This window comes from Nitrosospira multiformis (assembly GCF_900110185.1).
Taxonomy (GTDB): domain Bacteria; phylum Pseudomonadota; class Gammaproteobacteria; order Burkholderiales; family Nitrosomonadaceae; genus Nitrosospira; species Nitrosospira multiformis_A.
In genome coordinates, this window is the sequence record NZ_FOCT01000005.1 from 23,805 (window position 1) to 48,513 (window position 24,709).

Sequence of the window (24,709 nt, forward strand, 5' to 3'; positions counted from 1 at the left end):
CGCTGTCAGAACGCCACGGCAATCGAAAAATGAAAGCGGAATTTTCCGTCCCGCTGCCCGCGAGCAACATCCACCGCCAGTGGCCCCACAGGACTACGCCAGCGTATCCCTCCACCGTATCCGACAGCCGGATTCAGCCCACCTATGGTATCGGCTGCATCCCCCACATCGGTAAAGATGGCAGCACCCCAATTACGCGTAAGCCAGTGATTATATTCAATCGATCCTGTGAACATTACCCTGCCTCCGACCACGGCACTGCCTTCCCGCACGCCTAAACGCTGAAAAGCGTAGCCGCGAACAGATTGAATACCGCCCGCTCTAAAGAGATATTCCTGGGGAATGCCGAAGCGTGAAGGGGCAAAGGTGTACCCCAGCTCGCCCCGCAGTAACAACACGTCACGCTTGCCCACCGGATACCAGAATTGATGTCTTGCATAGGTCCGCAAGAAGTCCTGATCGGACAGCAATTCCCGCTTGCCACCTCCGATGCGCAATTCCGAAACACTGCCATCCCTGGGGAATAACGGGTTGTCCACAGAACGATAGCGCAGATAGCCATCCAGCACCAAGGTCTGGTTGATCTGCTCCAGGCCTCCTTCCGGCTCCCGGTTTTCCCGCTGCCAGTTCAACGAAAGTCTTGTTTCAGTCTTGTCTAAGAGCTGGTTGCGGCTGACGCCGACTTTCTGACGTATGGTTTCCAGTTGCTGGATGAAAGTTCTATCCGCCGACGCCCCCAAGGAAAACCATGTTCCCGACGCATCCGCCACGCTGTCGATTGAGCTCGTCAAGCTCTGGCGTTTCTGCTCGATACGCAATCCACTATTTAGTCTCAATGCGCTATTCAGCAAATCGTTATTCGTGTAAGTGACCTCGCCACGCGCACCCGTATTGGAACTGTAACCTGCGCCGAACCCTACCCTCTTCGACTTCGCCTCTGATAGCACTACCTCTACCGGCGCCGCCTGATGCGTTGCTTCGTCAGGTTGAATATTGACAGCCGCGGAACTGAATTGAGGCAGATTCTGCAATTTCGTCTGGAAGGAGAGTAATTGATCACGGCGATAAAGGTCCCCCGGTTTAAATGGGGCAAGGCCGCTTATGAGTGAGGGTTCATAGCGATTAAGCCCTTTTATGTCGAGATCGCCAAAGCGGAATGCCGGCCCGGAGTTCACTATCACCATTAATCGCGCCTCCGAAGAATCAGGATCTATCTCCGCCTTGCTTTCCTCGATCTGCGCTGCGACATAATCCTCTCCTGCGACATTGGATAGCAATACCGATTTGGCCTCTTCCCAGGCAGGGGAGCGAAAGGGCTGGCCTTCCTTGAGGGACCAGGCAGATCGGAGCTTTTCAATCCGTGCGCCCCGTCCAGGTTCATCAACACTCAGATCTCCCTTGAACTCGATATGCACCCCGACAACCATTGTCCGCGGTCCCGGCGCGACTTCCAATTGCGGTATCTCGCCGGGTGTGGAGAGATGCAATGTTATCCTGGGCATGAAATAACCCTCGGTGGCGAGCAATTCGCTGATTTCGCGCTGGGCGCGCCGCATGAAAGTGGCGCGTGCGGTTTCGTCTTCCAGAGCCTCTGTCGGCAGACGGAAATGTGTTTTCAGCAGATCCGCCACGGGCTCCGGAGCGGAAAGTCCGATGGAGGGGGGCGGAGCATCGTCTCCGAAGAGACCCCCGAAAAGACCCGCTTCGACCGTGCCGTTACTCAGCATGAGCAAAATGATCACCCCGAGGTAAAGACACGCTTTATCCGCCAGAAGAGAAAACAAGAATTTCAAGACGGGCAAATGCAAGAAGGGCTGTATAAACACTACTGGAAGCCCGCAAATGAAAGGCAGGCTTTGCATGTAAGCCTGCGGAATAAGGTAAATCTTTGTCCCCACAGGCGGACCGTCAGAATCAAAGAATAGCAGACCAGCGATATAAGCAATTTTCCTGAGTAAAGCGCATGCGACCCGGTCGCGTCAAGCCTTTGTTTGGCAAGCTCTCTCCTCCCATAGTCTACACAACCTGCGGTCTATCCAACCTGCGCGCGGCGCTTTGCGCTATAGCCTCCGTATACTATGCTGAACAAAGTCAGGCATTTGACTGTCTACTAATATAACAGTACGAGAGCAAGGATATCTGATGGATAAAAAGGATAAAAAGGCCCAACTTCCCATGGACAAAAAAACCCAGATCAACTTCTGGTACGTCATTATTGCGGTACTCGGCATTCTGCTCATACAAAGCATGTATGCCCGCTATACCAAGGTCGAGCCCATTCCTTACAGCCGCTTTCATACCCTACTGGATGAGGACAAGATTGCGGAGATAGCCATCACCGAAAATCATATTTATGGCACCCTGAAGGGGGAAGGCGCCGACGGGTTGAAGGATTTCGTGACCACGCGGGTGGAACCCGAGCTGGCTGATAAGCTCGATCAACATCACGTGACGTACACGGGCGTGGTTCAGAGCACCTGGATGCGCGATCTGCTGTCGTGGCTATTGCCGATGGCGATTTTTTTCGGGATATGGCTGTTTATCATCCGCCGCATGAATCCAGGCGGCATGACCGGCGGGTTGATGTCGATCGGCAAGAGCCGCGCCAAAGTTTTCGTGGAGAAAGAAACCAAGGTAACTTTCGCAGACGTGGCCGGAGTGGATGAAGCCAAGGAAGAACTGGAAGAAGTCATCAATTTTTTGAAGGATCCTGCCGGATACAGCCGCCTGGGCGGGAGGGTACCCAAGGGTATCCTGCTGGTGGGTCCACCGGGTACAGGCAAGACGCTGCTGGCCCGTGCCGTGGCAGGCGAGGCGAATGTTCCGTTCTTCTCGATCTCCGGTTCCGAGTTCGTAGAGATGTTTGTCGGGGTTGGGGCTGCGCGTGTGCGCGACCTGTTTGAACAAGCGCGCCAGATGGCGCCTGCCATCATCTTTATCGATGAACTGGATTCGCTTGGACGAGCTCGGGGCGCCTATGGGCTTGGGGGTCATGACGAGAAGGAGCAGACGCTGAATCAACTGCTGGCCGAGCTTGATGGTTTCGACCCTAAAAGTGGCGTGGTGCTGCTCGCAGCGACCAACCGGCCCGAAATCCTCGACCCCGCCCTGTTGCGGGCAGGGCGATTTGACCGCCAAGTGCTGGTGGATCGGCCGGACAAACTGGGGCGAGAGCAGATTCTTGCTGTGCATCTGAAAAAGGTGAAGCTCGATCCTGATGTAAAAAAAGAGCAGGTCGCAGCTTTGACGCCGGGGTTTACGGGTGCTGATCTCGCCAACCTGGTCAACGAAGCTGCCCTGCTTGCCACCCGCAGGAATGGCGCCGCCGTGACGATGGGAGATTTCAATAACGCCATTTTGCGGGTGGTAGCCGGCCTTGAGAAGCGCAACCGTCTGCTCAATCCGGAAGAGCGCCGCGTGGTCGCGTTTCATGAACTGGGACACGCGATGGTGGCGCTCGCCTTGCCGGGAACCGATGCGGTGCACAAGGTTTCTATTATCCCACGTGGAATAGGCGCGCTAGGCTACACGGTACAGCGGCCCACTGAAGACCGGTTTCTGATGACCCGGGTAGAGTTGGAAAACAAAATGGCGGTGATGATGGGCGGACGAGCGGCCGAACGTGTGGTATTCAACGAAATATCGACCGGTGCATCGGATGACATCGTCCGCGCAACCGACCTCGCCCGTGCGATGGTGCTCCGGTATGGAATGACCGAAGCTCTCGGGAATGTTGCGTATGACCGGGAACGGTCGCAGTTTCTGCAACCCGGCATTCCCATGCCGCAAAGCCGGGACTATAGCGAAGATACGGCAAACACGGTTGACAACACCGTGCGTGCGCTCGTCGATGGGGCATTGAAGCGGGCGATAGAGATATTGGAAAACAATCGCGCGCTGCTCGACCGGACGGCGGAGGAGCTACTTCGGGTCGAAACGTTGAATGAACCCGAGATAGAGAACCTGAAACGGCAGATTACTGCCAGGCCCGTGCTTCCTCGCACCGACACTACTCCCCCGGGAAGCGACAAAGTCCTGGAGAAAGTGTAGGCTTCGAATGCTGACTTTTGCATGACGGCTTGCCAAGCTGGAACAGACTCCGTTGGGTCTGTGCTGAATCTGTTCCAGCTGACAATCTCACCATCCCAACCAATTCGCGCATGCCCTCAATCTCGAGGAAGCATGAAACTTTGCGGGAGACCCCAATGAACCCGGATTCCAAAGACTTGGTTTCACGGAAGCGCCCCATAATCTCCCCACCGCAAGTCGCAAGGCTGTCTTTACAGAAAAACTTTTTCTGCTGAATGAATTTTCCCGGAAACGAAATCGCCCCTGCTCCCACCCAATTTCTTTTCCGTCTGCGCTTTTCATACTCTCTTCATGCATTTATCCACATAAAAATTTCTATACAGGCTCCAGTTTCCTGTATACTCCGCGCTTCGACGAAAAGCCCTAATAGCATCACGGCTTTTTTCGGTCCATCGTTCCTGACCGTTTCAGAGCTTTTTCGATTTTCAAGTTTCCAGCGGAAATTGGCGGCACCGTGGTTAGCGGCGATGTTTGAAACGCTTGATCAGCCCTTTGCGGGTGCTTCAAGCGGTTTCTTATGTATGTGCGCTGGCCGACCAACAGCCCGTCCATTTTCGAGGGTACGTCCTGCTTGCGCGCTCGAGAGCGCATCCAAGAATCAATACCGGATCACCTGACTCAGACACAAAATGGGATGAAAAACATCCCTGTGCAGAAATCGACAGTCTTGTCGCAACTCTCTTGGCGCAAAATCCTTCCAAGTAGGGGCTGAGGCACGGAAACCCGGGTTTTTATGAGGATGCACACTTTTTCATTCAACAGGAAAAAACAACGTGTCTTTTGAAAGTTTAAATCTCCATCCGCTCATTCTTAAAGCCATCAATGATGCGGGCTATACCTCGCCTACCCCCATTCAGGAACAAGCCATTCCCGAATTGCTGACGGGGCATGATGTCCTGGCATCAGCCCAGACCGGCACCGGCAAAACTGCTGCTTTCATGTTGCCCGCTCTGCACCGGCTGGCTTCCCCTTCCCAGGTGCGTAGCCGCGGACCCCGCGTGCTGGTATTGACACCAACGCGGGAACTTGCACTCCAGGTATCCGAAGCCACTGCCAAATATGGGAAGTACCTCCCGCGGGCGAAAGTGGTGAGCATACTTGGTGGTATGCCTTACCCGCTGCAAAACAAGCTGCTCTCGCAGGTGGTCGATATTCTTGTGGCCACTCCAGGGCGGCTGATCGACCACATCCAACGGGGGCGGATCGATTTTTCCCGCCTGGAAATGCTGGTACTGGACGAGGCCGATCGCATGCTCGACATGGGCTTCATAGAGGATGTTGAGCGAATCGCATCGGCCACTCCTGCAACCCGCCAGACCCTGCTGTTTTCAGCCACCCTGGACAGTGCAATGGATAATGTGGCTGCACGTCTGCTGAATTCACCGAAACGCATCCAGGTCGCCACCTCCAAGGCCCGGTTGAACAATATCGAACAACGGCTGCATTACGTGGACGACATTTCCCACAAAAACCAGTTGCTGGATCACCTGCTTCGGGATATAGCGCTCAAACAAGCCATCGTTTTTACCGCCACCAAACGTGATGCGGATATGCTCGCCGACGGTCTTTCCGCCCAGGGTCATGCGGCAGCCGCCCTGCACGGGGACATGAGCCAGCGCGACCGCAACCGTACTCTCATAAAACTGCGCCAGGGCGGCATAAGAGTGTTGGTCGCGACCGATGTAGCCGCGCGGGGAATCGATGTAGCAGGCATTACCCACGTCATCAATTTTGATCTGCCGAAATTTGCCGAAGATTATGTGCATCGCATCGGGCGGACAGGACGCGCGGGGGCGTCAGGAATTGCGGTTTCATTCGCTTCGAGCAAGGATGGAATCCATCTGAAAAAAATCGAACGCTTTACCGGGCAGCGAATAACCTCTCACGTGGTACCGGGTCTCGAACCGAAATTCAAGCCGCGCGCAAGCGCGGGTACTGGAGCACCCAGGAACTTACCGAGTGTTACTCACAAGCGTAGCCGTACCTGGGCCAGCGATGTTCCGCACCGGAGCAACGCTTATAGATCCGATGGAGACTGGAAGGCCGGGCAGAGCCGTTCACCTGCCGGTAATCGAGATACATGGGGTAATACAGCGAGCAGTACCAGAGCCGCCAGAACCAGTAGCGGAGGGAACAGCAGGCGCGATTCATTTGGAAACACGACCGGTTCCAGCGCTTATTTCAGGGGGAAGTAGTCGTTTCATCCATGTTCTGAAGGACAGCAGCGGGGCATTTCCCACCCCGCTATTCGCGCAACCCTTACATCGGTTTTATTCCGGCTGGTTGCGCATGAAGTCGGCAGTCTGATCGAACGCCATGGCAAGCTTCTTGCACAGAACCTCATCCAGCTCGATATCCACCATGGCGCGATACATGCAGCCCAACCATTGATCGCGCTCGGAAGTGCCAATCGGAAAAGGCATATGGCGGCTGCGCAGACGAGGATCGCCATACTTGTCGGTATAGAGTGTTGGCCCCCCGGTCCAACCTGAGAGGAACATGAACAACTTCTCCCGGGAACTGGTCAAGTCCTGCGGATGAAGCTTGCGTATGCCGTAATAATCGGGATCCTCATCCATCAGGTCGTAAAAACGGTCTACCAAACGGCGGATGACTGCTTCCCCACCCATCCGTTCGTAAGCTTCTATAAGGTGCACTTCATTCTCCTTCTTTCCTTTAACCAGACGTTAACCAGATCGTCACATCGTCAGGGAAGGCCGGAAGAACGAGGTGCTGCTTCCTCCATTGTTCCCTGCAAAGGTTCACGTTTCCTCAGCATGCGTAAAACGCAGTAGATGGCACAAGCGGCAAGCAGATGCTTTACGCTGTGTCCACTGATTGCGTGTCCGAGAGCATAAATCGGCCGGTCTGTGAATTCCGCAACCTTGGCAAGGGCATAAAGCCCCAGCGCAGCGTAGATGTCTCGTCCGCGGGTATAGCGCGAGTGGAAAAAAACACCCAGGAGAACGACGACCAGCAACGAATAGAACTGCACGACTACGTAAAAGTTCAGATTGCCCACCCCGCGCTGTTCGCTCCAATACCAGTTCAGTACGGTACCCGCTCCGATTGCCATCAGGACAGGCAGAAGGCGTGTCCCTGCTTTTGGACCGATTCGGTCGTTGAGCGTTGCCGCCAACAGCGCCATGATGCCGATTGCAATGGGTAATCGGTCCCATATCAGGCGATCATTGTCAGGAGCCAGATGGTAGTAAGCTGAACCGAAGCATACCAGGGCCACGTTCAGGAACAAAATCACGAAAGGCCAGCGTTCGGACGACAGGGTAAAGGCCTTTGCCGCGGGCGAACCTCGAGAGTTCAGCAAAAATACCAGCCCTGCGACTCCCACGAAGAGAAAAGCGAAATTGGAGATTACATTAAAACAGTTTGGAATGCCCAAACAGTCACGGCTATCGGCGAAATGGTGGTATGACGGGGGTTGCGGAATGGGTGGAACAATTGCCGCAAGCAACAACATGGCGACTGAAAGTATAGCCAGTATCCATAATTTGAATTTATTACTCAATTACTCGTCCAAGCTCAACTGAAGGGCTTTGCATGCAAATAAGGAAGTGAACCATAATATGACGCATGCAGCATGAAAAGAGAAGACTTGCTATGAGCACAAGTGTTTCAACCCGCTTGCAGAAACATCATGCGATGCCGAATGGCCAAATCGATTTGAATATCAAGGAGAAATCATGAAAGTACTGGGAGTGCTTGCAACGTTGGTAACACTTATTATGACTTTTGGAAGTCGTGGCGTCCTTGCAGAGCCTCTCAAGGTGGGAGAGGCAGCACCGGATTTCAATCTTCCCGATCAAAATGGCAAAAACCACAAGCTCTCGGATTACCGTGGCAAGTGGCTGGCATTGTATTTCTATGTTAAGGACGATACACCCGGGTGCACCAAGCAGGCGTGTAAATTCCGTGATGACATTCACCAATTGAGGGATCTGGGCGCGGAAGTTGTCGGTGTAAGCGTGGACAATAGCGCAAGCCATGCCAGCTTTGCCAAAAAGTATGATCTTCCCTTTCCGCTTTTGGCGGACAGCAAAGGCGAGACTGCCAAGCGTTACGACTCGATATGGAGCCTCATTGGCCTGGCTAAACGCAATACCTACCTCATTGACCCGGAAGGCAGGATCGCTAAAATTTATTTATCAGCCAGCGCTTCGCGCAATTCTGCTGAAATAATCGAGGATTTGAAAAGAATGAAGGATTCCTAGTTGCATGTCAAAGATCGAAGTGAATCCCGAAATGTGAAACCTCGATCCTTGTGACGGCAACCGGGAATCATCCCCAAGCCTGTCTATAGACAAAGTAACAGGTATTCCTGAAAGCGAATCTTCCCGGGGTTTCATCGCATTCTTGCAACCGCTTCCTCCACCCGTTCCACCGCAATGATTTCGATGCCGGAAGGCGTCGCTTTCGGTTTGTTAGCCTTGGGAACAACGGCTTGCACAAAACCCAGCTTGGCGGCTTCTCTCAGTCTTTCCAGGCCGCGCTGGACTGGGCGCACTTCTCCCGCCAGACCCACTTCCCCGAACACCACCGTTTTTTCCGGCAGAGGCCGGTTCTTGAGTGAGGAAACGATTGCCAGCAATACGGCCAAATCGGCACCCGGTTCGGTAATTTTCACGCCCCCCACCGCATTCACGAACACATCCTGATCAAAACAGGCAATGCCTGCGTGGCGGTGCAAAACCGCCAGCAGCATGGCAAGCCGGTTCTGCTCCAGTCCAACGCTCAACCTTCTCGCGTTAGGCGAGTGCGCTTCATCCACCAGGGCCTGGATTTCAACGAGAAGCGGCCGGGTGCCTTCCTGGGTCACCATGATGCAGGAACCCGGGACTTGCCCGCCATGATGAGAAAGAAACAGGGCCGAGGGATTGCTCACCTCCCGCAAACCCTTTTCAGTCATCGCGAAAACACCCAGTTCATTCACTGCCCCAAACCGGTTCTTGAAGGCGCGGATCAGGCGAAAACTCGAATGCGTGTCACCCTCGAAATAGAGCACCGTATCCACCATGTGCTCCAGCACGCGCGGACCCGCCAATGCCCCCTCCTTCGTCACATGGCCCACCAGAATCATGCTGGTACCACTGGCCTTGGCGAGTCGGGTCAATTGTGCAGCGCATTCGCGTACCTGAGCGACGGAACCGGGTGCGGATTGCAGTGCGTCGGAATAAATTGTCTGAATGGAATCGATCACGGCTACATCAGGCTTGCGTTCGGTCAGCACTTCCTGGATTCGCTCCAGGCGAATTTCAGCCAGCAAATGCAACGCCTTTGCATCGACTCCCATCCGTTTGGCGCGCATCGCCACCTGCTTGACTGACTCTTCACCGCTCACGTACAACACGTTTCTCGCGAGCGGCAGCAAAGACATATTGCATAAGGCCTGGAGCAGCAGCGTGGATTTGCCGATTCCCGGATCGCCCCCCAGCAGTACCACGCCACCCTGCACCAATCCGCCGCCCAGCACCCGGTCAAACTCGAGCAAACCTGTCGAATAACGCTGCTCTTCCTCCGCTTCCACTTCGCTCAAGCTCTGAACTTCCCTGCTTTCCGAGACGGGAGTGAATCGCGCTGCCGCCTTTTCGCTCATCGCCTCGACGAGCGTGTTCCATGCCTGACAATGCGGGCATTGGCCCTGCCATTTCAAAGTCTGGCCGCCGCATTCGGTGCAGGAATAAGTGGATTTGGATTTAGCCATGTGTGGAAAACCGGAATTCGTTATCGCCCTGAAAGCTCAATCATCGAAGTAATATATTTCATTTCCACGAACCATGTCATAGATATATCGAGCAAACGGCAGGTTCCGTCCAGCGCAAGGATTGCATCAGTTCCGACGGTCAGAGATTGAGGGATCCACACCGGCATAGGGAATTCCGGCCAATCTGGACATTTCGGCTTTCCAGGTGCAAATATCATCCCGAGTAAATTCCCGCAGGGAATGGTGGCCGCAGGCCCTTGTCATGATCTTCATCAGGTGCACGCTGCCGGTGAAAAACAGCGCTAGATCACGCGCCCTGGCGTCGACGTCGATCTTGTTGACCAGGTGCTGGGCATGGGTTGCTATGCCGGCAGGGCAATCGCCGGAGTAGCAGATGCGCGCACCGGTACAGCCAATTGACTGCAGCGCACTGTTGGCCAGCGCGATTCCGTCTGCCCCCAAGGCTAACGCCTTGATGAAATCGGAAGGGATGCGCAAACCGCCGGTAATGATCAGGGTCACGCTATTCTTTGCGCCTTTCTCATGACCGGCGGCGTCGAGAAATTTTCTCGCCCGCGCCAACGCGGCGATCGTTGGCACTGAAATATGGTCCCGGAAAATCCCCGGCGCAGCGCCGGTACTGCCACCTCGTCCGTCGAGAATGATGTAATCGGCCCCGGCATCGAGCGCGAAGCGCATGTCATCCTCGATATGGTTTGCGCTTATCTTGAAACCAATCGGAATGCCGCCCATCTGGTCGCGGATCTGATCGGCAAAATCAGCAAAATCTCGGGGGGTGTGGAAATCGGCAAAGGTGGAAGGGGAGATCGCATCCTTGCCGACTTCAATCTGGCGTGCCTTGGCAATCTCCTCCGTGACCTTGCCCCCCGGCAAATGCCCGCCGGTGCCGGTCTTGGCCGCCTGCCCGCCCTTGAAGTGAAACGCCTTGACCTTGCCTTTAAAATCCTTCGCGAACTGACTCAAGTCGTTGTTTTTCTTCAGGCCGTTGCGCGCGCTGCCCAATTCGAACATATAACTCTGATTCAGCTCGAGTTCATCCCCCAGAATGCCGCCCTCACCTGAACAGATCGCCGTGCCGGCCAGATCAGCGCCCTTTGACAATGCCTGCTTGGCCCTTTTCGACAGCGCGCCATAACTCATATCGCCGACCAGCAGGGGGATATCCAGGACGAAAGGTTTTTGGGCACGTGGACCGATCACTAGCTGAGTATCCACCGGCGCATCATCCATTAATGGTTTTTTATGGAGCTGCGCTGTCAGAATCTGGATATCGTCCCATCTGGGCAGCGTATCCTTTGGCACCCCCATGGATACCACCGGTCCGTGATGGATTTCATCGGGATAGTCGATAAGCTGGCGTCCCAGCTCGATCATCTGCAAAATGTCGAACCGAGTGTTTTCGATGCTGGCCGCTATGCTCTTTTTCAATTCTTCGTTCATTATTGCATCCTTTAATTATTTGCTTTGCGCAGATAGTCGGACAAGACATTTAATACCGAACCTGGCAGTTGCCCGCTGGGGGGCATCGGATTGGTCGGTTCGTGCAGGCGACCTATGATTTTGTCGACCAGATCCGGGTGCTTGAAATCGGCTTCGGTCATTAAAACCGGCTTGGCCATTTCCGGTGTGTGGCAATAGCTGCAATGTTCCTGCAAATATTTGAACGGTTCCTTCTTGACCCGCTCCATCGTCCAGTGATCATCCCATTGGCAATTTCCCGGCTGCCGGTCGCAATCATTGATCTTTTGCAAGGCCGTCTGATAGTGTCCGAGTGATAGTTTTTCCCGTAATTCGTTCTCCTCCTTGATCGATTTGGCGCTGACCTTGACCGGCAGGATGCCTTCGCTCTTTATCTTTTTATCGTGCGCGCTATCGCTGCGTTGAGTCTCGGAAACATTCGACAAAAACAAACGGGCACGCCAGTTTTCCCCAACCGCGGGATGAAATTTTTCATCCTTCAGGCTATGGACGGAAAACAGGGAATTAACAAAAGTGGCGTACACACCATTTCCGAGTGCATGGCATTGCGCGCACGCTTTCGCCTCGGGACTGACCAGACGCCTGGGCTTTTCCCAGGGATACTGCATCAGATCTTCATAATATTTATCTTTTTTGTCGGCTTCGCTCATCGCCAGTAAAAATTTGTTGAGCGTACCGTCTCCATCAAAAGGAGAAACCACCGAGTACAGCATTCCCGGCTGGCGACGTGGTTTCAGAACCCTACACTGATATTTGATACGGTCCCCATGCGTATAGGTTTGTTCGAGATATTTGCCGCAAGCCTCGTTGCTGGAAAAACTTCTGAGACAGTTGGCAGAGCTGCCGGCAACCAGGCAGACCGGCTCATTGAATGGGTAGCGAATGAATGGACCGTTGGAGTGACAACGGGTGCAGCCGCCAAAGGTCGGCACCGACCAGTGGACCACCATTTTTTCATCGAATTTACTGAAGCCTGGCGCAGGAATCTTTTCCCCCGGAATCAAGGCAACCTCCGCCTCCGTTTTGATGGTTTCGACCGGCGCACCTTCATCGTTCTTCTCGATGACCTTCCACTTCCCGTTGACCTTGAGGGTTTGCGTCGGCTGCCCGGCAAAATAGCAGGTTTTACCCGTATTCCGGTTGTAGCCAATCAGGCCCAGTTCATTGTAATGACCCCCCTGCTTCGAAAAATTGCTATTCTTCCGGCATATGTAGACCCAATCGACGGTTTGCCCGCCCTTGACCTGATTTGTCAGGTGTTTGATGCGATTGCCGGGGACACAGCCCGCATTACGCATGTCCCGAAAAATGCCGCTGGGCTTGTCGCAGGAAGTGATGTCATCGAATAACTGCGTATCGGCATTCAATTTGAGCTGCCCGGTTTCGGAATTGCGGAACCGGGGAGTGCTCTCCGGCAAATCCTCACCCAGCTTGATCACCTTGCCGCCGGCCAGCGTGCGCTCGCTCGGAATCAGCACTGCATCCGGACAGTGGAGGGTCTCCTGCGGAAATGGTCCCAGCTCTGCTTCACAAACCTCGAAATATTTCTTGTTGATTTCAATTCTGACCTTGGACGGCGCGGCCACCGGCGTCATGTCAGGCTCATCCTCATAGGCTTGTTGCGCCAGGAGTTCTGAGGCAAACGTAAGAAGCAGGAGAAAAAAGCTGGATAAAATCTTTTGCTGCATCTCAATCTCCATCGATCTATCAATTAAACAAACTTATTATTCAGGTGGAAGTACATAGATCCCTGTCTGCGTGGCCATGTGATGGGATGGGGGTTGCCAAAGCAGGCGAAAGCTTCTGATGAGAAACTGGGGGCTGGCCGAGAGCGTCGACTCCAAGAGTCTGAGGTACCTGCTTTCTACCCAGCAAATATCGTTATTGGATAAGTAATCGGCAAACTGAGCGCAAACTTGAGTCGCGCGTCCAGCTCCTGATCCTTGATCGAACTTAGGGCATGAATTGGGTATCGTTCACCGTGCTGCTCTTCGATGGCAGCACTCAGGTGAAGACTATGGCCTTGAAGGTTCCCAACTTATTATTTTTTGGGAGGAATAGGTGTGAGTGTAATACGTTAGCATTGGGTCCAATCTTCTACGCCTGCTCGAGGAATACCTTCGCTAATTCAAGACTTCCATCCTGAAGCGAATATCCTCGGGCATATTCCGACCAGCACGATTTCGTTTGGCCCCAGTCCTGTAGCCACCTGCAAAAGCATGCAGGCTTCCTGTAAACCGATGATTCTGTCATGGTGTCCTTCAGGTAGAAACAGAATAATTTATGCGGGTACTCAACTCCCGCTCCCAAGGCGGCTCTCCCTCGAACGCCGCAACCAAGCGATCAATTACTGCACGAACTTTCTTTGGTAGATGCCGATTGCGCGGATAAATGGCATAGACCGTATCCGCAACCGGTGATGCAGTCGGCAAAGCGTTGATGAGCTGACCGCTCGCCAACGCCTTGGCGACGATGAAGACTGGGAGAACGCAGATACCGAGACCCGCAATAGCCGCGTCCCGCATTGACTCGCCGTTATTGGTGACAATTCTGCTCCGTACAACCAGCGAGTGAGGAATGTTTCCAGACCCTTTGGGTTCGAATTGCCAGATTTGACCAGGCGAGGCATTGACATAGCCGATGCACTCATGGTTCACCAACTCTTGGATCGTTGCCGGCAAACCGGCACGCTGAGCATACGCGGGACTACAACAGACCACGCGACGGCTCACTGCCAACTTGCGGGCTACAAGGGATGAATCATGAAGTCGTCCGATACGGATTCCAAGATCGTAGCCTTCACCGGGTAGGTCGGTACTCCGGTCATCAAGGTCCAACACAAGCGCTAGGCGTGGATAGTCGCTAATGAAGGAGAAAAGAACCGGCCCAAGGTAAGTAGTCCCGAACGTCATGGGCGCGGCAATTCGTAGCGATCCGCATAATTCATCTTGCTCCATGAGTTCTTCCCCTGCCTGGTCAAGCTGTCGAACAATTGAACATGCCCGCTGATAGAATGCGGCCCCCTTATCCGTCGGAACCACTCCCCGTGTCGAACGATAGAGCAATTCAACCTTTAACCCAGCCTCCAGGTCACTGATACGTTTGCTGACAACTGACTTCGACAAACCCATGCGCTGCGCCGCAGTGCTGATGCTCCCGGATTCCATCACCTGCAGAAAGGCCAAAATATCATCAAGTCGATAATGCATTGTTCTGAAATTTCGAACGCCGATTTCTAGAAAAGGCTAATTCCGAAGCACTCTGGGAAAGAGTAATTTATAGACTACATTGAATAGGGTATACGACGATGTGGAATCCACCTCGGATGAGCAAGAATCTCGATAGATTAGCAACATGATGGAACTTTGCCCCAATGATGCCATATGTCATATAGCGTCAGAAATATACATTGAATCTCGAACCATTATTTGACGGCTTGTTAAAAGCTATAAAAAGGAAGCAGCCGGAGCTACGCTCATGAAGCCTATTTTATGGAACTCTAAATCAAGGAAGAAATGATGAGTCACATCAACCCCGACGATAGCGTCATGCTTCTTATCGATCACCAGAGTGGATTGTTCCAGTTAGTCAAGGATCTCCCGGTGCCGGATCTGCGCCGCAATGCCATTTCCCTCGCCAAGGTCGCTGCGCTGCTCAAGATTCCGGTCATTACCTCCGCCTCGGTTCCCGACGGCCCCAACGGTCCATTGATTCCAGAAATCCACCGGGCTGCCCCGCATGCCCAGTACGTGGCACGCCGCGGGGAAATCAATGTCTGGGATAGTCCTGATTTCGTCAAGGCTGTCGAAGCGACCGGACGCAAAACGCTGATCCTTGCCGGAACGCTTACAAGCGTGTGCATGGCCTTCCCGTCCATCAGCGCGGTGGCCGCAGGGTATACCGTATACGCTGTCGTGGATGCGTCAGGTAACTGGAGCAAGATGGGAACCGAGCTGACTATCGCCCGCATCGTGCAAGCTGGCGTGATTCCAATCGACACGGTAGCGGTTATTTCGGAGTTGCAGAAGACCTGGAACCGGCCAGAGGCGATGGGGTTTGCCGATATTTATGCTGACTACCCCATGCCCCATTATCGATTACTCATCGAAAGCTATGACAAGGCACAGGCGGTGCAGAAGGAGAAAAAATGAGCAGCGTGCTTATTTTCGCAATATTCGTGAGTAATCCTATCGCAGCTTGAAGAACTCACCGTTACTTTCTTATTATCCCGATCCATCAAAAACCACGAGGAATATAAAAAATGGACAAGACTTTCAAATACAGCCGACTCTCCAAGGATGATGCAGCTTTGCTGATGGTGGATCACCAGGCTGGCCTGATCTCGCTAGTGCAGGATTTCCCCCCAAATGAATTCAAGAATAACGTCCTTGCCTTGGCGGACTGCGGCAAGTACTTCAAGCTGCCGACGATCCTGACCACCAGTTTCGAGGATGGTCCAAACGGGCCGTTAGTGCCGGAACTCAAGGAAACGTTCCCCGATGCGCCATACATCGCGCGGCCCGGCAATATCAATGCGTGGGACAACGAGGACTTCGTCAATGCGGTCAAAAAGACTGGACGCAAGCAACTCATCATCGCGGGGGTGGTAACTGAAGTTTGCGTGCTTTTCCCGGCACTTTCCGCCATCGAGGCGGGTTTTGAGGTGTTTGCCGTCGCTGATGCTTCAGGCACTTTCAATGAGGTAACGCGTCACGCCGCCTGGTTCAGAATGCAGGCGGCGGGTGTACAAATGATAAATTGGTTCGGCGTGGCCTGCGAGCTGCACCGCGACTGGCGCAACGATGTGGAAGGCTTGGGGGCCTTATTCTCCAATCACATCCCGAACTATCGGAACCTGATGACGAGTTACTTTGCCCGAACCAAGTAAAACACAGGAAGGCGAAAAGGCAGAGGAAGCATCACATCTCTCGCCGGACATGTCGATTATTCTATTTCAGGAGGAACCGATGAGCAAACCCAGCACCGAACTGATCCTCCGCAATGGCCAGTTTACGACCTTGGATCGCGGGAATCCGCAAGCAACGGCCGTCGCAATTTCCAACGGCTGTTTCAGCGCCGTGGGAGATGACGACGAGATAATGCGCCTTGCCAGCAGCAACTCGCAGGTGGTGGACCTCAATCGCCGTCGCGTCATTCCCGGTCTGACGGATTCGCATTTGCACTTCATCCGAGGCGGACTCAGCTACAACCTGGAGTTGCGCTGGGACGGTCTCCCCTCATTGGCTGACGCCATGCGCCGCCTTAAGGAACAGGTTGGGCGCACGCCTGCACCCCAATGGGTGCGTGTCGTCGGCGGCTTTACTGAAATGCAGTTTGCCGAAAAACGATTGCCAACGCTCGATGAAATCAATGCGGTGGCGCCAGATACGCCGGTCTTCATCTTGCATCTCTATGACCGCGCATTACTGAACCGAGCAGCCTTGCGTGCCTGCGGCTACGATCGCGATACCCCCAATCCGGCGGGTGGCCTGATTGCCAAGGACTCCAACGGGGAACCGACGGGCCTGCTGCTGGCGGAGCCAAATGCAATGATTCTGTATGCGGCGCTGGCCAAAGGCCCCAAATTGCCTTATGAGTATCAGCTCAATTCCACACGCCACTTCATGCGTGAGATGAATCGCCTGGGCTTGACCGGAACAATCGATGCCGGCGGCGGTTTTCAGAACTACCCGGATGATTACAAGGTTATCGAGGACCTACACAAGGCTGGCGAACTGACTCTGCGCATTGCCTATAACTTGTTTACGCAGAAAGCCGGGCAGGAAGTCTCCGACTTTACTAGATGGACAAAAATGAGAAAACCCGGGGATGGCGACGGCTACTACCGCCACAACGGCGCGGGTGAAATGCTAGTTTTCTCCGCGGCGGACTTCGAAGATTTCCGCATGCCCCGCCCGGATATGGCGCCGGGCATGGAGAACGATCTGGAAGCGGTGGTGCGCATCCTCGCCAGCAATCACTGGCCGTTCCGGCTGCACGCAACCTACAACGAGACGATCTCGCGTGCGCTGGATGTCTTCGAAAAAGTGAACCGGGACATTCCCTTCGATGGCATACACTGGTTTTTCGATCATGCCGAAACCGTGACGGACGTCAATCTCGAGCGCATCGCCAAACTCGGCGGCGGTATTGCAATACAGCACCGCATGGCCTACCAGGGCGAGTTCTTCGTCCAGCGCTACGGCAGCAAGGCCGCGGAGCGCACCCCGCCCTACAAGCGTATGCTGGAAATGGGAGTAAACGTAGGCGCAGGCACCGACGCCACCCGCGTGGCCAGTTACGATCCATGGAATGCCCTCTATTGGTTGGTTACCGGCAGGACAGTGGGAGGCCTGTCGCTCTATCCCGAGGCCAATCTGATAGACCGGGAGACAGCGCTACAGCTCTACACGCAGGCTAATACCTGGTTCTCCAACGAGGAAGACGTCAAAGGCCAGATCAAGCTGGGTCAATATGCCGATCTTGCGGTGCTGTCCGACGATTATTTCGAAGTGCCGAACGAGCAGATCCGGAATATTGTTTCGGTGCTCACGGTCGTCGGTGGACGCATCGTCCACGGTGACGACGAGTTCGGCACTCTGGCCCCGCCCCTGCCGCCGGCGATGCCGGATTGGGCGCCGGTGCAGCATTTTGGTGGCTATTTCAAACCTTCCAGGACTGTATCAAGCGGACCGATCATGAACCGGCAGGCCGAGACACTCTGTGGTTGTGACACTCGTTGCTCCGTGCATGGGCACGCACATGGGCAAGCCTATCAGAATGCTGTCGACATCACCGAGCAAGGAGGCTTCTGGGGCGCGCTTGGCTGCTCGTGCTGGGCGGTATGAGTGCTTATTCCTCCTCCCTTGCTCTGCAAACTGGCAGCAGTTTTCCGCTCGATGCCTATTTCGATGGACCGGCAGCCCCCACAGTACAGGAATCTGAGTCTTGGTGCTGTGGTACTGGCCCTGGCAGCGGCGCCTGCGCATGCATCCGAGTATAAGCCTCTCCGGTTCGATGAAGACTGGAGCCAGGTCTGTGACAAGGTCAAGCCCAAATGCTGGCGTATCGGAGAATCCACCACTTTGACCTTTGGCACCAATGCACGTGTACGCGCCCAGCATTACGGCCCGGATAATTTTGGGATCGGCAGCGGTAGCGATAGTTATGTCCTGTTTCGAGGGCTTGCCCATGGCGACCTGAGAATTGGAAAGCATGTGCAGGCATTCGTACAATTCGGAGCATATGACGAAGCCGGACGCGCTGGCGGACCTGTCAGCACCGATCAGAGCAGCCCCGATCTCCAGCAAGGGTTTCTGGCGTGGAACGGCGACATGTTTTCCTTTCGTGCCGGTCGACAGGAAATGACACTTGGCACCTCGCGGCTCGTCTCGGTGCGGGAGGGGCCCAATATTCGCCTTGCTTTCGATGGTATACGTGCCAGTTGGAAGCAGGGATCGAATCGCATCGACGGATTCACCTTTCGTCCGGTTGTCAACAAACCTGGAGCTTTTGACGATACCACCAATAAGGCCCAGTGGCTCTATGGATTGCATGCCTCACTCGCTCCGGAAAGCATCAAGCTCTTCAAGCTCGATCTCTACTGGCTTGGCTATGAAAGAGACCAGGCGCGATTTGCGGCGGCACAAGGACCAGAACATCGGCATTCCCTCGGTGCACGGCTTTTTGGTTCCAAGAAAGGCTGGGACTGGAACGTGGAAACGGTATTTCAGACCGGTCATGTCGGCGATCAAACCATCCGTGCCTGGACTGTTGCCACCGATACCGGTTTCACGTTCGCCAGGCTGCCGTGGTCACCGCGGCTCAGTCTGAAAGCGGATATCGCCAGCGGCGATAAAAAACCTGGAGATGGTCAACTCGGTACCTTCAATGCGCTCTACCCCAACCCTACCTATTTCAGTGAAGCAGCACTGCTGGCACCGGGTAATATCATGGACTTGCAACCGGCCGTGACGATCAGACCCATCCCGTCACTGACATTCCTTCTGGGCTGGAATTTTTTGTGGAAACATCACAAAGCAGATGCCGTTTACACTCCGCCCGCACCTTTGGTGGCAATACGCGAAACAATTGGAACCGGCCGGTATATCGGCGACCAGATCAGGCTGGAGGGCACTTACCTTCTCGATCCACAATGGGAAATCCGCGCTGCCGTAGTCCATTTTCGGGTGGGCGATGCCTTGATTCAAGCCGGCGGCAGGGACGTGACTTTTCTTATGACAAGCCTGGGTTTTCGCTGGTGACCAAACAAGCTGGCTATGAAGTATCGAGTGGAGGGCGCTCCGGCACCTGGGCACCGCTCAAGATACTGCCATTCAGGGCATTCTGGTTTGCCGCGCTTGGTTCCAACATCGGAACATGGATCAACGGCGTATCATCCGCTTGGGTAATGACCGATCTGTCTCCCTCGCCGGTGATGGTATCGTTGGTGCAGGCGGCAACTTCGTTGCCAATGGTACTGTTCGCGTTGGCTGCAGGTGCGCTGACCGACATTGTAGACCGACGGCGTTACCTTCTCTTCACGCAAATATGGATGGCAGCGGCGGCGACAATGCTCACCATACTTGCTGCTATCGAGCAGATCGATATCTGGAACCTCCTGATTCTGACCTTTGCCTTAGGCATTGGCGCGTCACTGGCAACTCCCGCGCTCAATGTCACCGCTCCCGAGCTCGTTCCCAGGAGTATGCTGCCGGAAGCGGTCGCATTGAGTTCATTGTCGATGAACCTGTCGCGTTCCCTCGGTCCCGCCATTGCCGGCGTATTGCTGGCCCAGATCGGACCATGGGCCGCTTACGGCCTGAATGCGCTCTCGTTTATAGGCATGATTGTCGTCCTCTGGAGGTGGAAGCGCGAGCCGGAAGAACGATCGCTGCCGCCCGAACGCTTCTTCCAGGCATTGCGTGCCGGGGTACGTTATGCTCATGTAGCATCGCCTTTCCGCGCGGTGCTGATTCGTACCACGGCTTTTATTCTCTTCGCAGCTTCGGGATGGGCGCTGCTTCCGCTGATTGCGCGGGTCGAACTGGCGGGTGGTCCGGGAACGTATGGATTGCTGCTCTCCTTCGTGGGCCTCGGTGCTGTAGGCGCCATCCTTTTCCTGCCGCGGCTGCATGAGCTTTTGTCCCGCGATCACCTGGTGCTAGGGGCAAGCCTGGTTTATGCCGCGACGATCATAGCGCTGGCGACACTGCGGAACGAAGCGGCGCTTTGCGGCGCAATGATAGTATCCGGTGCGGCGTGGGTCGGTGTGCTCTGGTCACTGCAGGTTGCCGCACAGACAGCCGTCCCGGCCTGGGTACGCGGACGGGCATTGTCCCTCTACATCATGGTGTTTTCCGGCGGCATGGCGCTCGGAAGTCTCGTCTGGGGCTGGGTTGCCGCCAGCACCACTGTTCCCGCCGCGCTCCTGCTATCTTCCGGCGGGATTATGGTGGCAGCGCTGGCTGTACGCAATTTCAGCCTGGGCCCTCGGGAGATTCCCGATCTTGCTCCTTCCTACCATTGGCTGCATCCGCCCACGGTGGAGGAATCAGATTTGCGCCGGGGACCGGTGCTGGTAACCGTCGAATATGAAATCGCGCTCGGTCAGCGCAAAGCCTTCCTGGAAGCAATCCGGCCGCTGGGAGCAATGCGCCGGCGTGATGGCGCGTTTGCCTGGGGAATCTTCGAGGACCTCGACAAACCGGGACGTTATATCGAATTCTTTCAGCAGGATTCGTGGCTCGATCATTTGCGCCAGCATGCTCGCGTTACCCGCGAGGATCAGCGTGTGCAGGAAAACGTCAATCGTTTTCATACGGGCAATGAAGCGCCGCGCGTTTCACATTTCATCGCGGGCGCACCGGCAGCGTCAACCGACAGTACAGCGGCGACCGGGACATGACTCAGGCATAAAGAGGAAACTGCTCTGCAAATTGCCGAACTTGATAGTCCCCTTTTTCCATCTCACTGAAAGGAGCATTTACATGATCGAACTACGTCGCGCCCATGAGCGGGGTCATGCCGATCACGGCTGGCTGAATTCCTGGCACAGCTTTTCTTTTGCAGACTATTACGATCCAGAGCATACGCAATTTCGTTCTTTGCGGGTGATCAATGACGACACTGTCCAGCCTGGGCAGGGTTTTGGCACGCATGGACACCGCGACATGGAGATTGTCAGTTATGTACTGGAGGGGGCACTGGCGCATAAAGACAGTACGGGGAGCGGTTCAGTGATCCGCCCCGGTAGTGTGCAGCGCATGAGTGCAGGCACGGGTGTACGGCATAGCGAATTTAATGCGTCACAAAGTGAAAGAGTCCATTTCCTGCAAATCTGGTTCCTGCCCAACAAGACAGGTATTCCGCCCGGCTATGAAGAGAAATACTTTGATGAAGCGGAAAAGCGCGGGAAGCTACGCCTGGTTGCCTCGCCGGATGGCGCCAATGGCTCTGTAAAAATACAGACCGATGCGAGGATGTTCGCTGCGCTGATGGACGGGGACGAGCGAATTGAACAGAGTATCGGCTCAGGCAATGACGTTTATATCCACATCGCACGCGGTCGTGTATCACTGAACGGCGATACGCTTGAAACGGGGGATGCCGCCATGCTTACCGGCGAGGATCGTCTGGTTCTCGATCAAGGTCAAAAAGCGGAAGTGCTGGTGTTTGAATTGTGGTGAAACGTGTCGGGCCTGGCCCGATAGTAATGAATTGGATTCCGGGGTCCGGGGTTAAATCCGGAATGACAAATCCATAATATTGACTTGGAGTTTCTGGGTTCCCTCTTTCGAGGGAATGATGCCCGTGAAAATGGGAATTGCGTTTAACCCGGATTTCAGAAAATATCTCAACAATAAATATTTGTCATTTCCGCCGCAGTGGACCCATTCATTCCATCGGAACCAGAAATCAAAGATCAGGGTGAAACAGGGGCCTGCTGCCACTCCACCAAGAGACCCTGTTCGTCGTCCGCTGCCTGAAAATCGCAGTCTACGCCAATCCCCGGTACGCAGATCAGCTGCTCTTCGCTGAATATCAGCGGTAACCTTTGCCGTTGCCAGGGTGGCAGGGATGCTTCCCGTAACAGGTTTTTAAGGCTCCGGCGCGGACGCTTGCAGTCTGTACGCAGCCTTTCTCCGCCCTGGCGCAGACGGATCGTTACGGGCTGCTCCTTGATCTTTTGCAAGCCGATCCCTGCGCCCATACGACGTGTAAATCGGAGGGTTCCGCCAAGCTCGGGAATGGGAAGCTGCTCTTCTCCTCGCCAGACCAAATGCCAGCAAGCCTCGGGAATCGCTTGGACTATCGTTTGGGCTTTTCGTATATGTACCCGACCTCTGAAGCACCGGATTTCTGTATCACCGAAAACGACATGCAGTTTTGTATCGGGGTACGAGGAGAGCAGTTGCCGCAGGATCTCTTCGAGCTTTACCGTGCTGGGCAGTACAACGGCATGCTGCGTCAGCGTGTAGCGCAACAGGTTCCGGGCACGCGGAAAACCCAGTTTCCGCAGGTCTTCGACGTGGAGTTTTCCGGGTACTGCACATTGCGCGCTATCGACTTCGGCCAGTTCATCCAGTAAAGCGGAGGCCTCTGCCATATGTCGGCTGGCGCGCAGGAAAGTCGTACGGTAAGCGGGAAAGCGCTTTTCCATGAGTGGAAAAAGTTCGTGACGCAGAAAATTCCGGTCGAAAGATATCTCGTCGTTGCTTTCGTCGGTAATCCACTGCAAGGCACGCGCTCTCGCATAGTCTTCGATCTCCCGCCGCGAAACGTCGAGCAGAGGCCGAAGCAGCCTCGGTCTGCCCTCAAGTGCAGAGATGGAGTTCACCGAGACTGCCCCACCCATTTCTTTTCGCACGGTCCTCACGACCGGCATCGCGCTCAGACCCTTTACCCCTGCACCACGCAGCAATTGCAGCAGCAGCGTTTCCGCCTGGTCGTCCAGATGCTGGGCCAGCACTATATAATCCGTTTGAAGACCCCTAAAGATGCGATAGCGCTCTTCACGCGCAGCGGCTTCCAGACTGGTACCGGGTCCTCGCGCGACCTTTACCCTGGCAACTTCAAGGGAAATGTTTCGGGACTGGCACAGATTTCGGCAGAATTCACTCCATCTATCTGCATTGGGGCTGATGCCGTGGTTGACATGAACGGCCGAGAGCGGGAGTTGCATTTGCGAGGCAAACGGGACAAGCAGATCCAGTAACGCTACTGAATCTACTCCCCCGCTCAAAGCGATGGTCAGATGATCGCCGGTTTGGACCTGGGTACGCAATACATGCTGCGCTCTGCGCGAGATATTATCTGACTTTGAGTTCCTTGAACTGGCCATATCCCATTAGCCGCTCAAAGCGTTTCTCCAGCAACATTTCAACGGAATAGTCCTGCAGGAGCTTGAGCGACTCCTGCAAGGCTTTCTTTACGGCTTGCATGGTAGCGGGCTGGTCGCGGTGAGCGCCCCCGGAAGGTTCATCGATGATCTTGTCTATCAGACCCAGGGTCTTGAGTCGATGCGCCGTGATTCCCATGATCTCGGCAGCTTCAGGCGCTTTGTCAGCGCTTTTCCAAAGGATGGAGGCACAGCCTTCGGGAGAAATGACGGAATAGGTTGCATATTGCAGCATCTGGATTGCGTCGCCCACTGCCACCGCCAGGGCGCCCCCGGACCCGCCCTCTCCGATAACAGTGCAGATCACGGGCACTTTCAACTCCGCCATGACATACAGATTGTGTCCAATCGCCTCTGATTGACCGCGTTCTTCCGCCCCAATGCCCGGATATGCGCCTGGGGTATCGATGAAGGTGAACAGCGGGATGGCGAATTTTTCTGCCAGACGCATCAGGCGCAGCGCCTTGCGATACCCTTCGGGCTTGGGCATGCCAAAATTGCGATGAATTTTTTCCTTGGTGTCGCGCCCCTTCTGGTGGCCGATAACCATGACTGTCTGGCCGTCAAAACGCGCCAACCCGCCTATTATGGCGTAGTCATCCGCAAAGCCGCGATCGCCGTGGAGTTCTTCGAAATCCGTGAAAAGATTCTGAATGTAGTCGAGCGTATAAGGGCGCTGCGGATGGCGCGCGACTTGTGAAATCTGCCAGGGCGTGAGCTTCCCGTATATGCTGTTGGTGAGGGACTGGCTTTTCTTTTGCAGACGCAGGATTTCAGCTGAAATATCGACCGCTGAATCGTCCTGGGCAAAACGCAATTCTTCTATTTTTGCTTCAAGCTCAGCAATCGGCTGCTCGAAATCCAGAAATGTAATCTTCATAAAACACCGGTTTAAGCCGAAACGGTAATGATACAGGATCAGGCGAAAACCGAGGAATCTCTCAGTAAGCCGGATGTCTAAGATCTCTATTTACCGGTTCCCTGTTTGGCCCTCCGCGGAG

At 54.6% G+C, this 24,709-nt stretch carries 18 protein-coding genes; 9 read left to right on the forward strand and 9 right to left on the reverse strand.

What is annotated here, in order from left to right:
- Positions 1-5 precede the first annotated feature (5 nt).
- On the reverse strand, positions 6-1,793 hold the full coding sequence (locus BMY01_RS06960; RefSeq protein ID WP_254772647.1) for an autotransporter assembly complex protein TamA: 1,788 nt from the start codon (positions 1,791-1,793) through the stop codon (positions 6-8).
- A gap of 382 nt (positions 1,794-2,175) precedes the next feature.
- Between BMY01_RS06960 and ftsH the strand changes: the two genes are divergently transcribed.
- Both ftsH and BMY01_RS06975 read left to right on the forward strand, forming a co-directional pair.
- Positions 2,176-4,050, forward strand: coding sequence for an ATP-dependent zinc metalloprotease FtsH (gene ftsH / locus BMY01_RS06965; protein WP_074745987.1), 1,875 nt, complete (start codon positions 2,176-2,178; stop codon positions 4,048-4,050).
- A gap of 812 nt (positions 4,051-4,862) precedes the next feature.
- Complete coding sequence (locus tag BMY01_RS06975) at positions 4,863-6,284, forward strand: DEAD/DEAH box helicase (protein ID WP_074745641.1); 1,422 nt, start codon at positions 4,863-4,865, stop codon at positions 6,282-6,284.
- A 75-nt stretch (positions 6,285-6,359) separates the two neighbouring features.
- On the opposite strand, the gene BMY01_RS06980 is transcribed toward BMY01_RS06975, so the two are convergent.
- Positions 6,360-6,746 carry a group II truncated hemoglobin gene (locus tag BMY01_RS06980; RefSeq protein ID WP_217638626.1) on the reverse strand — a complete coding sequence of 129 codons (387 nt, stop codon included), beginning with the start codon at positions 6,744-6,746 and terminating at the stop codon, positions 6,360-6,362.
- A 50-nt stretch (positions 6,747-6,796) separates the two neighbouring features.
- Complete coding sequence (locus BMY01_RS06985; protein ID WP_254772648.1) at positions 6,797-7,615, reverse strand: DUF6962 family protein; 819 nt, start codon at positions 7,613-7,615, stop codon at positions 6,797-6,799.
- 175 nt (positions 7,616-7,790) lie between these two features.
- Here BMY01_RS06985 and BMY01_RS06990 point away from each other — a divergent pair, with 175 nt between their 5' ends.
- On the forward strand, positions 7,791-8,318 hold the full coding sequence (locus tag BMY01_RS06990) for a peroxiredoxin (protein WP_074745647.1): 528 nt from the start codon (positions 7,791-7,793) through the stop codon (positions 8,316-8,318).
- Between the two features lie 131 nt (positions 8,319-8,449).
- Here BMY01_RS06990 and radA read toward each other — a convergent pair whose 3' ends face one another.
- From radA to BMY01_RS07010, 4 genes are all read right to left on the reverse strand, one after another.
- A complete protein-coding gene (gene radA, locus BMY01_RS06995; protein WP_074745649.1) occupies positions 8,450-9,808 on the reverse strand; it encodes a DNA repair protein RadA in 1,359 nt (452 codons plus the stop codon).
- Between the two features lie 126 nt (positions 9,809-9,934).
- The gene (locus BMY01_RS07000) at positions 9,935-11,269 is read right to left on the reverse strand and encodes an FMN-binding glutamate synthase family protein (protein ID WP_074745651.1); all 1,335 of its coding nucleotides are present in this window, start codon (positions 11,267-11,269) and stop codon (positions 9,935-9,937) included.
- Positions 11,270-11,280: 11 nt separating this feature from the next.
- The gene (locus BMY01_RS07005) at positions 11,281-12,996 is read right to left on the reverse strand and encodes a hypothetical protein (RefSeq protein WP_074745653.1); all 1,716 of its coding nucleotides are present in this window, start codon (positions 12,994-12,996) and stop codon (positions 11,281-11,283) included.
- A 573-nt stretch (positions 12,997-13,569) separates the two neighbouring features.
- Positions 13,570-14,517 carry a LysR family transcriptional regulator gene (locus BMY01_RS07010; protein WP_074745655.1) on the reverse strand — a complete coding sequence of 316 codons (948 nt, stop codon included), beginning with the start codon at positions 14,515-14,517 and terminating at the stop codon, positions 13,570-13,572.
- Positions 14,518-14,823: 306 nt separating this feature from the next.
- On the opposite strand from BMY01_RS07010, the gene BMY01_RS07015 reads away from it, so the two are divergent.
- The 6 genes from BMY01_RS07015 to BMY01_RS07040 all read left to right on the forward strand — a co-directional run bounded on the left by BMY01_RS07015 (position 14,824) and on the right by BMY01_RS07040 (position 21,996).
- Positions 14,824-15,459: an isochorismatase family protein gene (locus BMY01_RS07015; protein ID WP_074745657.1), complete on the forward strand. Its 636-nt coding sequence runs from the start codon at positions 14,824-14,826 to the stop codon at positions 15,457-15,459.
- 110 nt (positions 15,460-15,569) lie between these two features.
- On the forward strand, positions 15,570-16,196 hold the full coding sequence (ycaC, locus tag BMY01_RS07020; protein ID WP_074704320.1) for an isochorismate family cysteine hydrolase YcaC: 627 nt from the start codon (positions 15,570-15,572) through the stop codon (positions 16,194-16,196).
- 79 nt (positions 16,197-16,275) lie between these two features.
- Positions 16,276-18,156 (forward strand): amidohydrolase, encoded by a 1,881-nt coding sequence (locus BMY01_RS07025; protein ID WP_074745659.1) that lies wholly within the window; start codon positions 16,276-16,278, stop codon positions 18,154-18,156.
- A 51-nt stretch (positions 18,157-18,207) separates the two neighbouring features.
- Positions 18,208-19,572 carry an alginate export family protein gene (locus BMY01_RS07030; protein ID WP_139176776.1) on the forward strand — a complete coding sequence of 455 codons (1,365 nt, stop codon included), beginning with the start codon at positions 18,208-18,210 and terminating at the stop codon, positions 19,570-19,572.
- A complete protein-coding gene (locus tag BMY01_RS07035; protein WP_074745661.1) occupies positions 19,569-21,215 on the forward strand; it encodes an MFS transporter in 1,647 nt (548 codons plus the stop codon). The genes BMY01_RS07030 and BMY01_RS07035 overlap by 4 nt, the downstream gene beginning before the upstream one ends.
- Before the next feature lie 82 nt (positions 21,216-21,297).
- Positions 21,298-21,996, forward strand: coding sequence for a pirin family protein (locus tag BMY01_RS07040; protein ID WP_074745663.1), 699 nt, complete (start codon positions 21,298-21,300; stop codon positions 21,994-21,996).
- A gap of 236 nt (positions 21,997-22,232) precedes the next feature.
- Here BMY01_RS07040 and tilS read toward each other — a convergent pair whose 3' ends face one another.
- Positions 22,233-23,594 (reverse strand): tRNA lysidine(34) synthetase TilS, encoded by a 1,362-nt coding sequence (gene tilS, locus BMY01_RS07045; RefSeq protein WP_254772649.1) that lies wholly within the window; start codon positions 23,592-23,594, stop codon positions 22,233-22,235.
- Positions 23,595-23,619: 25 nt separating this feature from the next.
- Positions 23,620-24,588: an acetyl-CoA carboxylase carboxyltransferase subunit alpha gene (locus BMY01_RS07050; RefSeq protein ID WP_074745667.1), complete on the reverse strand. Its 969-nt coding sequence runs from the start codon at positions 24,586-24,588 to the stop codon at positions 23,620-23,622.
- Between the last annotated feature and the right edge of the window lie 121 nt (positions 24,589-24,709).

Bases quoted from the DNA above. Each gene is read 5' to 3' on its own strand.
- BMY01_RS07040 (WP_074745663.1), top strand. From the start codon at position 21,298: ATGATCGAACTACGTCGCGCCCATGAGCGGGGTCATGCCGATCACGGC.
- ftsH (WP_074745987.1), top strand. From the start codon at position 2,176: ATGGACAAAAAAACCCAGATCAACTTCTGGTACGTCATTATTGCGGTA.
- BMY01_RS07050 (WP_074745667.1), bottom strand. From the start codon at position 24,588: ATGAAGATTACATTTCTGGATTTCGAGCAGCCGATTGCTGAGCTTGAA.
- BMY01_RS07005 (WP_074745653.1), bottom strand. From the start codon at position 12,996: ATGCAGCAAAAGATTTTATCCAGCTTTTTTCTCCTGCTTCTTACGTTT.
- BMY01_RS07030 (WP_139176776.1), top strand. From the start codon at position 18,208: ATGCCTATTTCGATGGACCGGCAGCCCCCACAGTACAGGAATCTGAGT.
- BMY01_RS06990 (WP_074745647.1), top strand. From the start codon at position 7,791: ATGAAAGTACTGGGAGTGCTTGCAACGTTGGTAACACTTATTATGACT.
- BMY01_RS07025 (WP_074745659.1), top strand. From the start codon at position 16,276: ATGAGCAAACCCAGCACCGAACTGATCCTCCGCAATGGCCAGTTTACG.
- radA (WP_074745649.1), bottom strand. From the start codon at position 9,808: ATGGCTAAATCCAAATCCACTTATTCCTGCACCGAATGCGGCGGCCAG.
- ycaC (WP_074704320.1), top strand. From the start codon at position 15,570: ATGGACAAGACTTTCAAATACAGCCGACTCTCCAAGGATGATGCAGCT.
- BMY01_RS07015 (WP_074745657.1), top strand. From the start codon at position 14,824: ATGATGAGTCACATCAACCCCGACGATAGCGTCATGCTTCTTATCGAT.
- BMY01_RS07010 (WP_074745655.1), bottom strand. From the start codon at position 14,517: ATGCATTATCGACTTGATGATATTTTGGCCTTTCTGCAGGTGATGGAA.
- BMY01_RS07000 (WP_074745651.1), bottom strand. From the start codon at position 11,269: ATGAACGAAGAATTGAAAAAGAGCATAGCGGCCAGCATCGAAAACACT.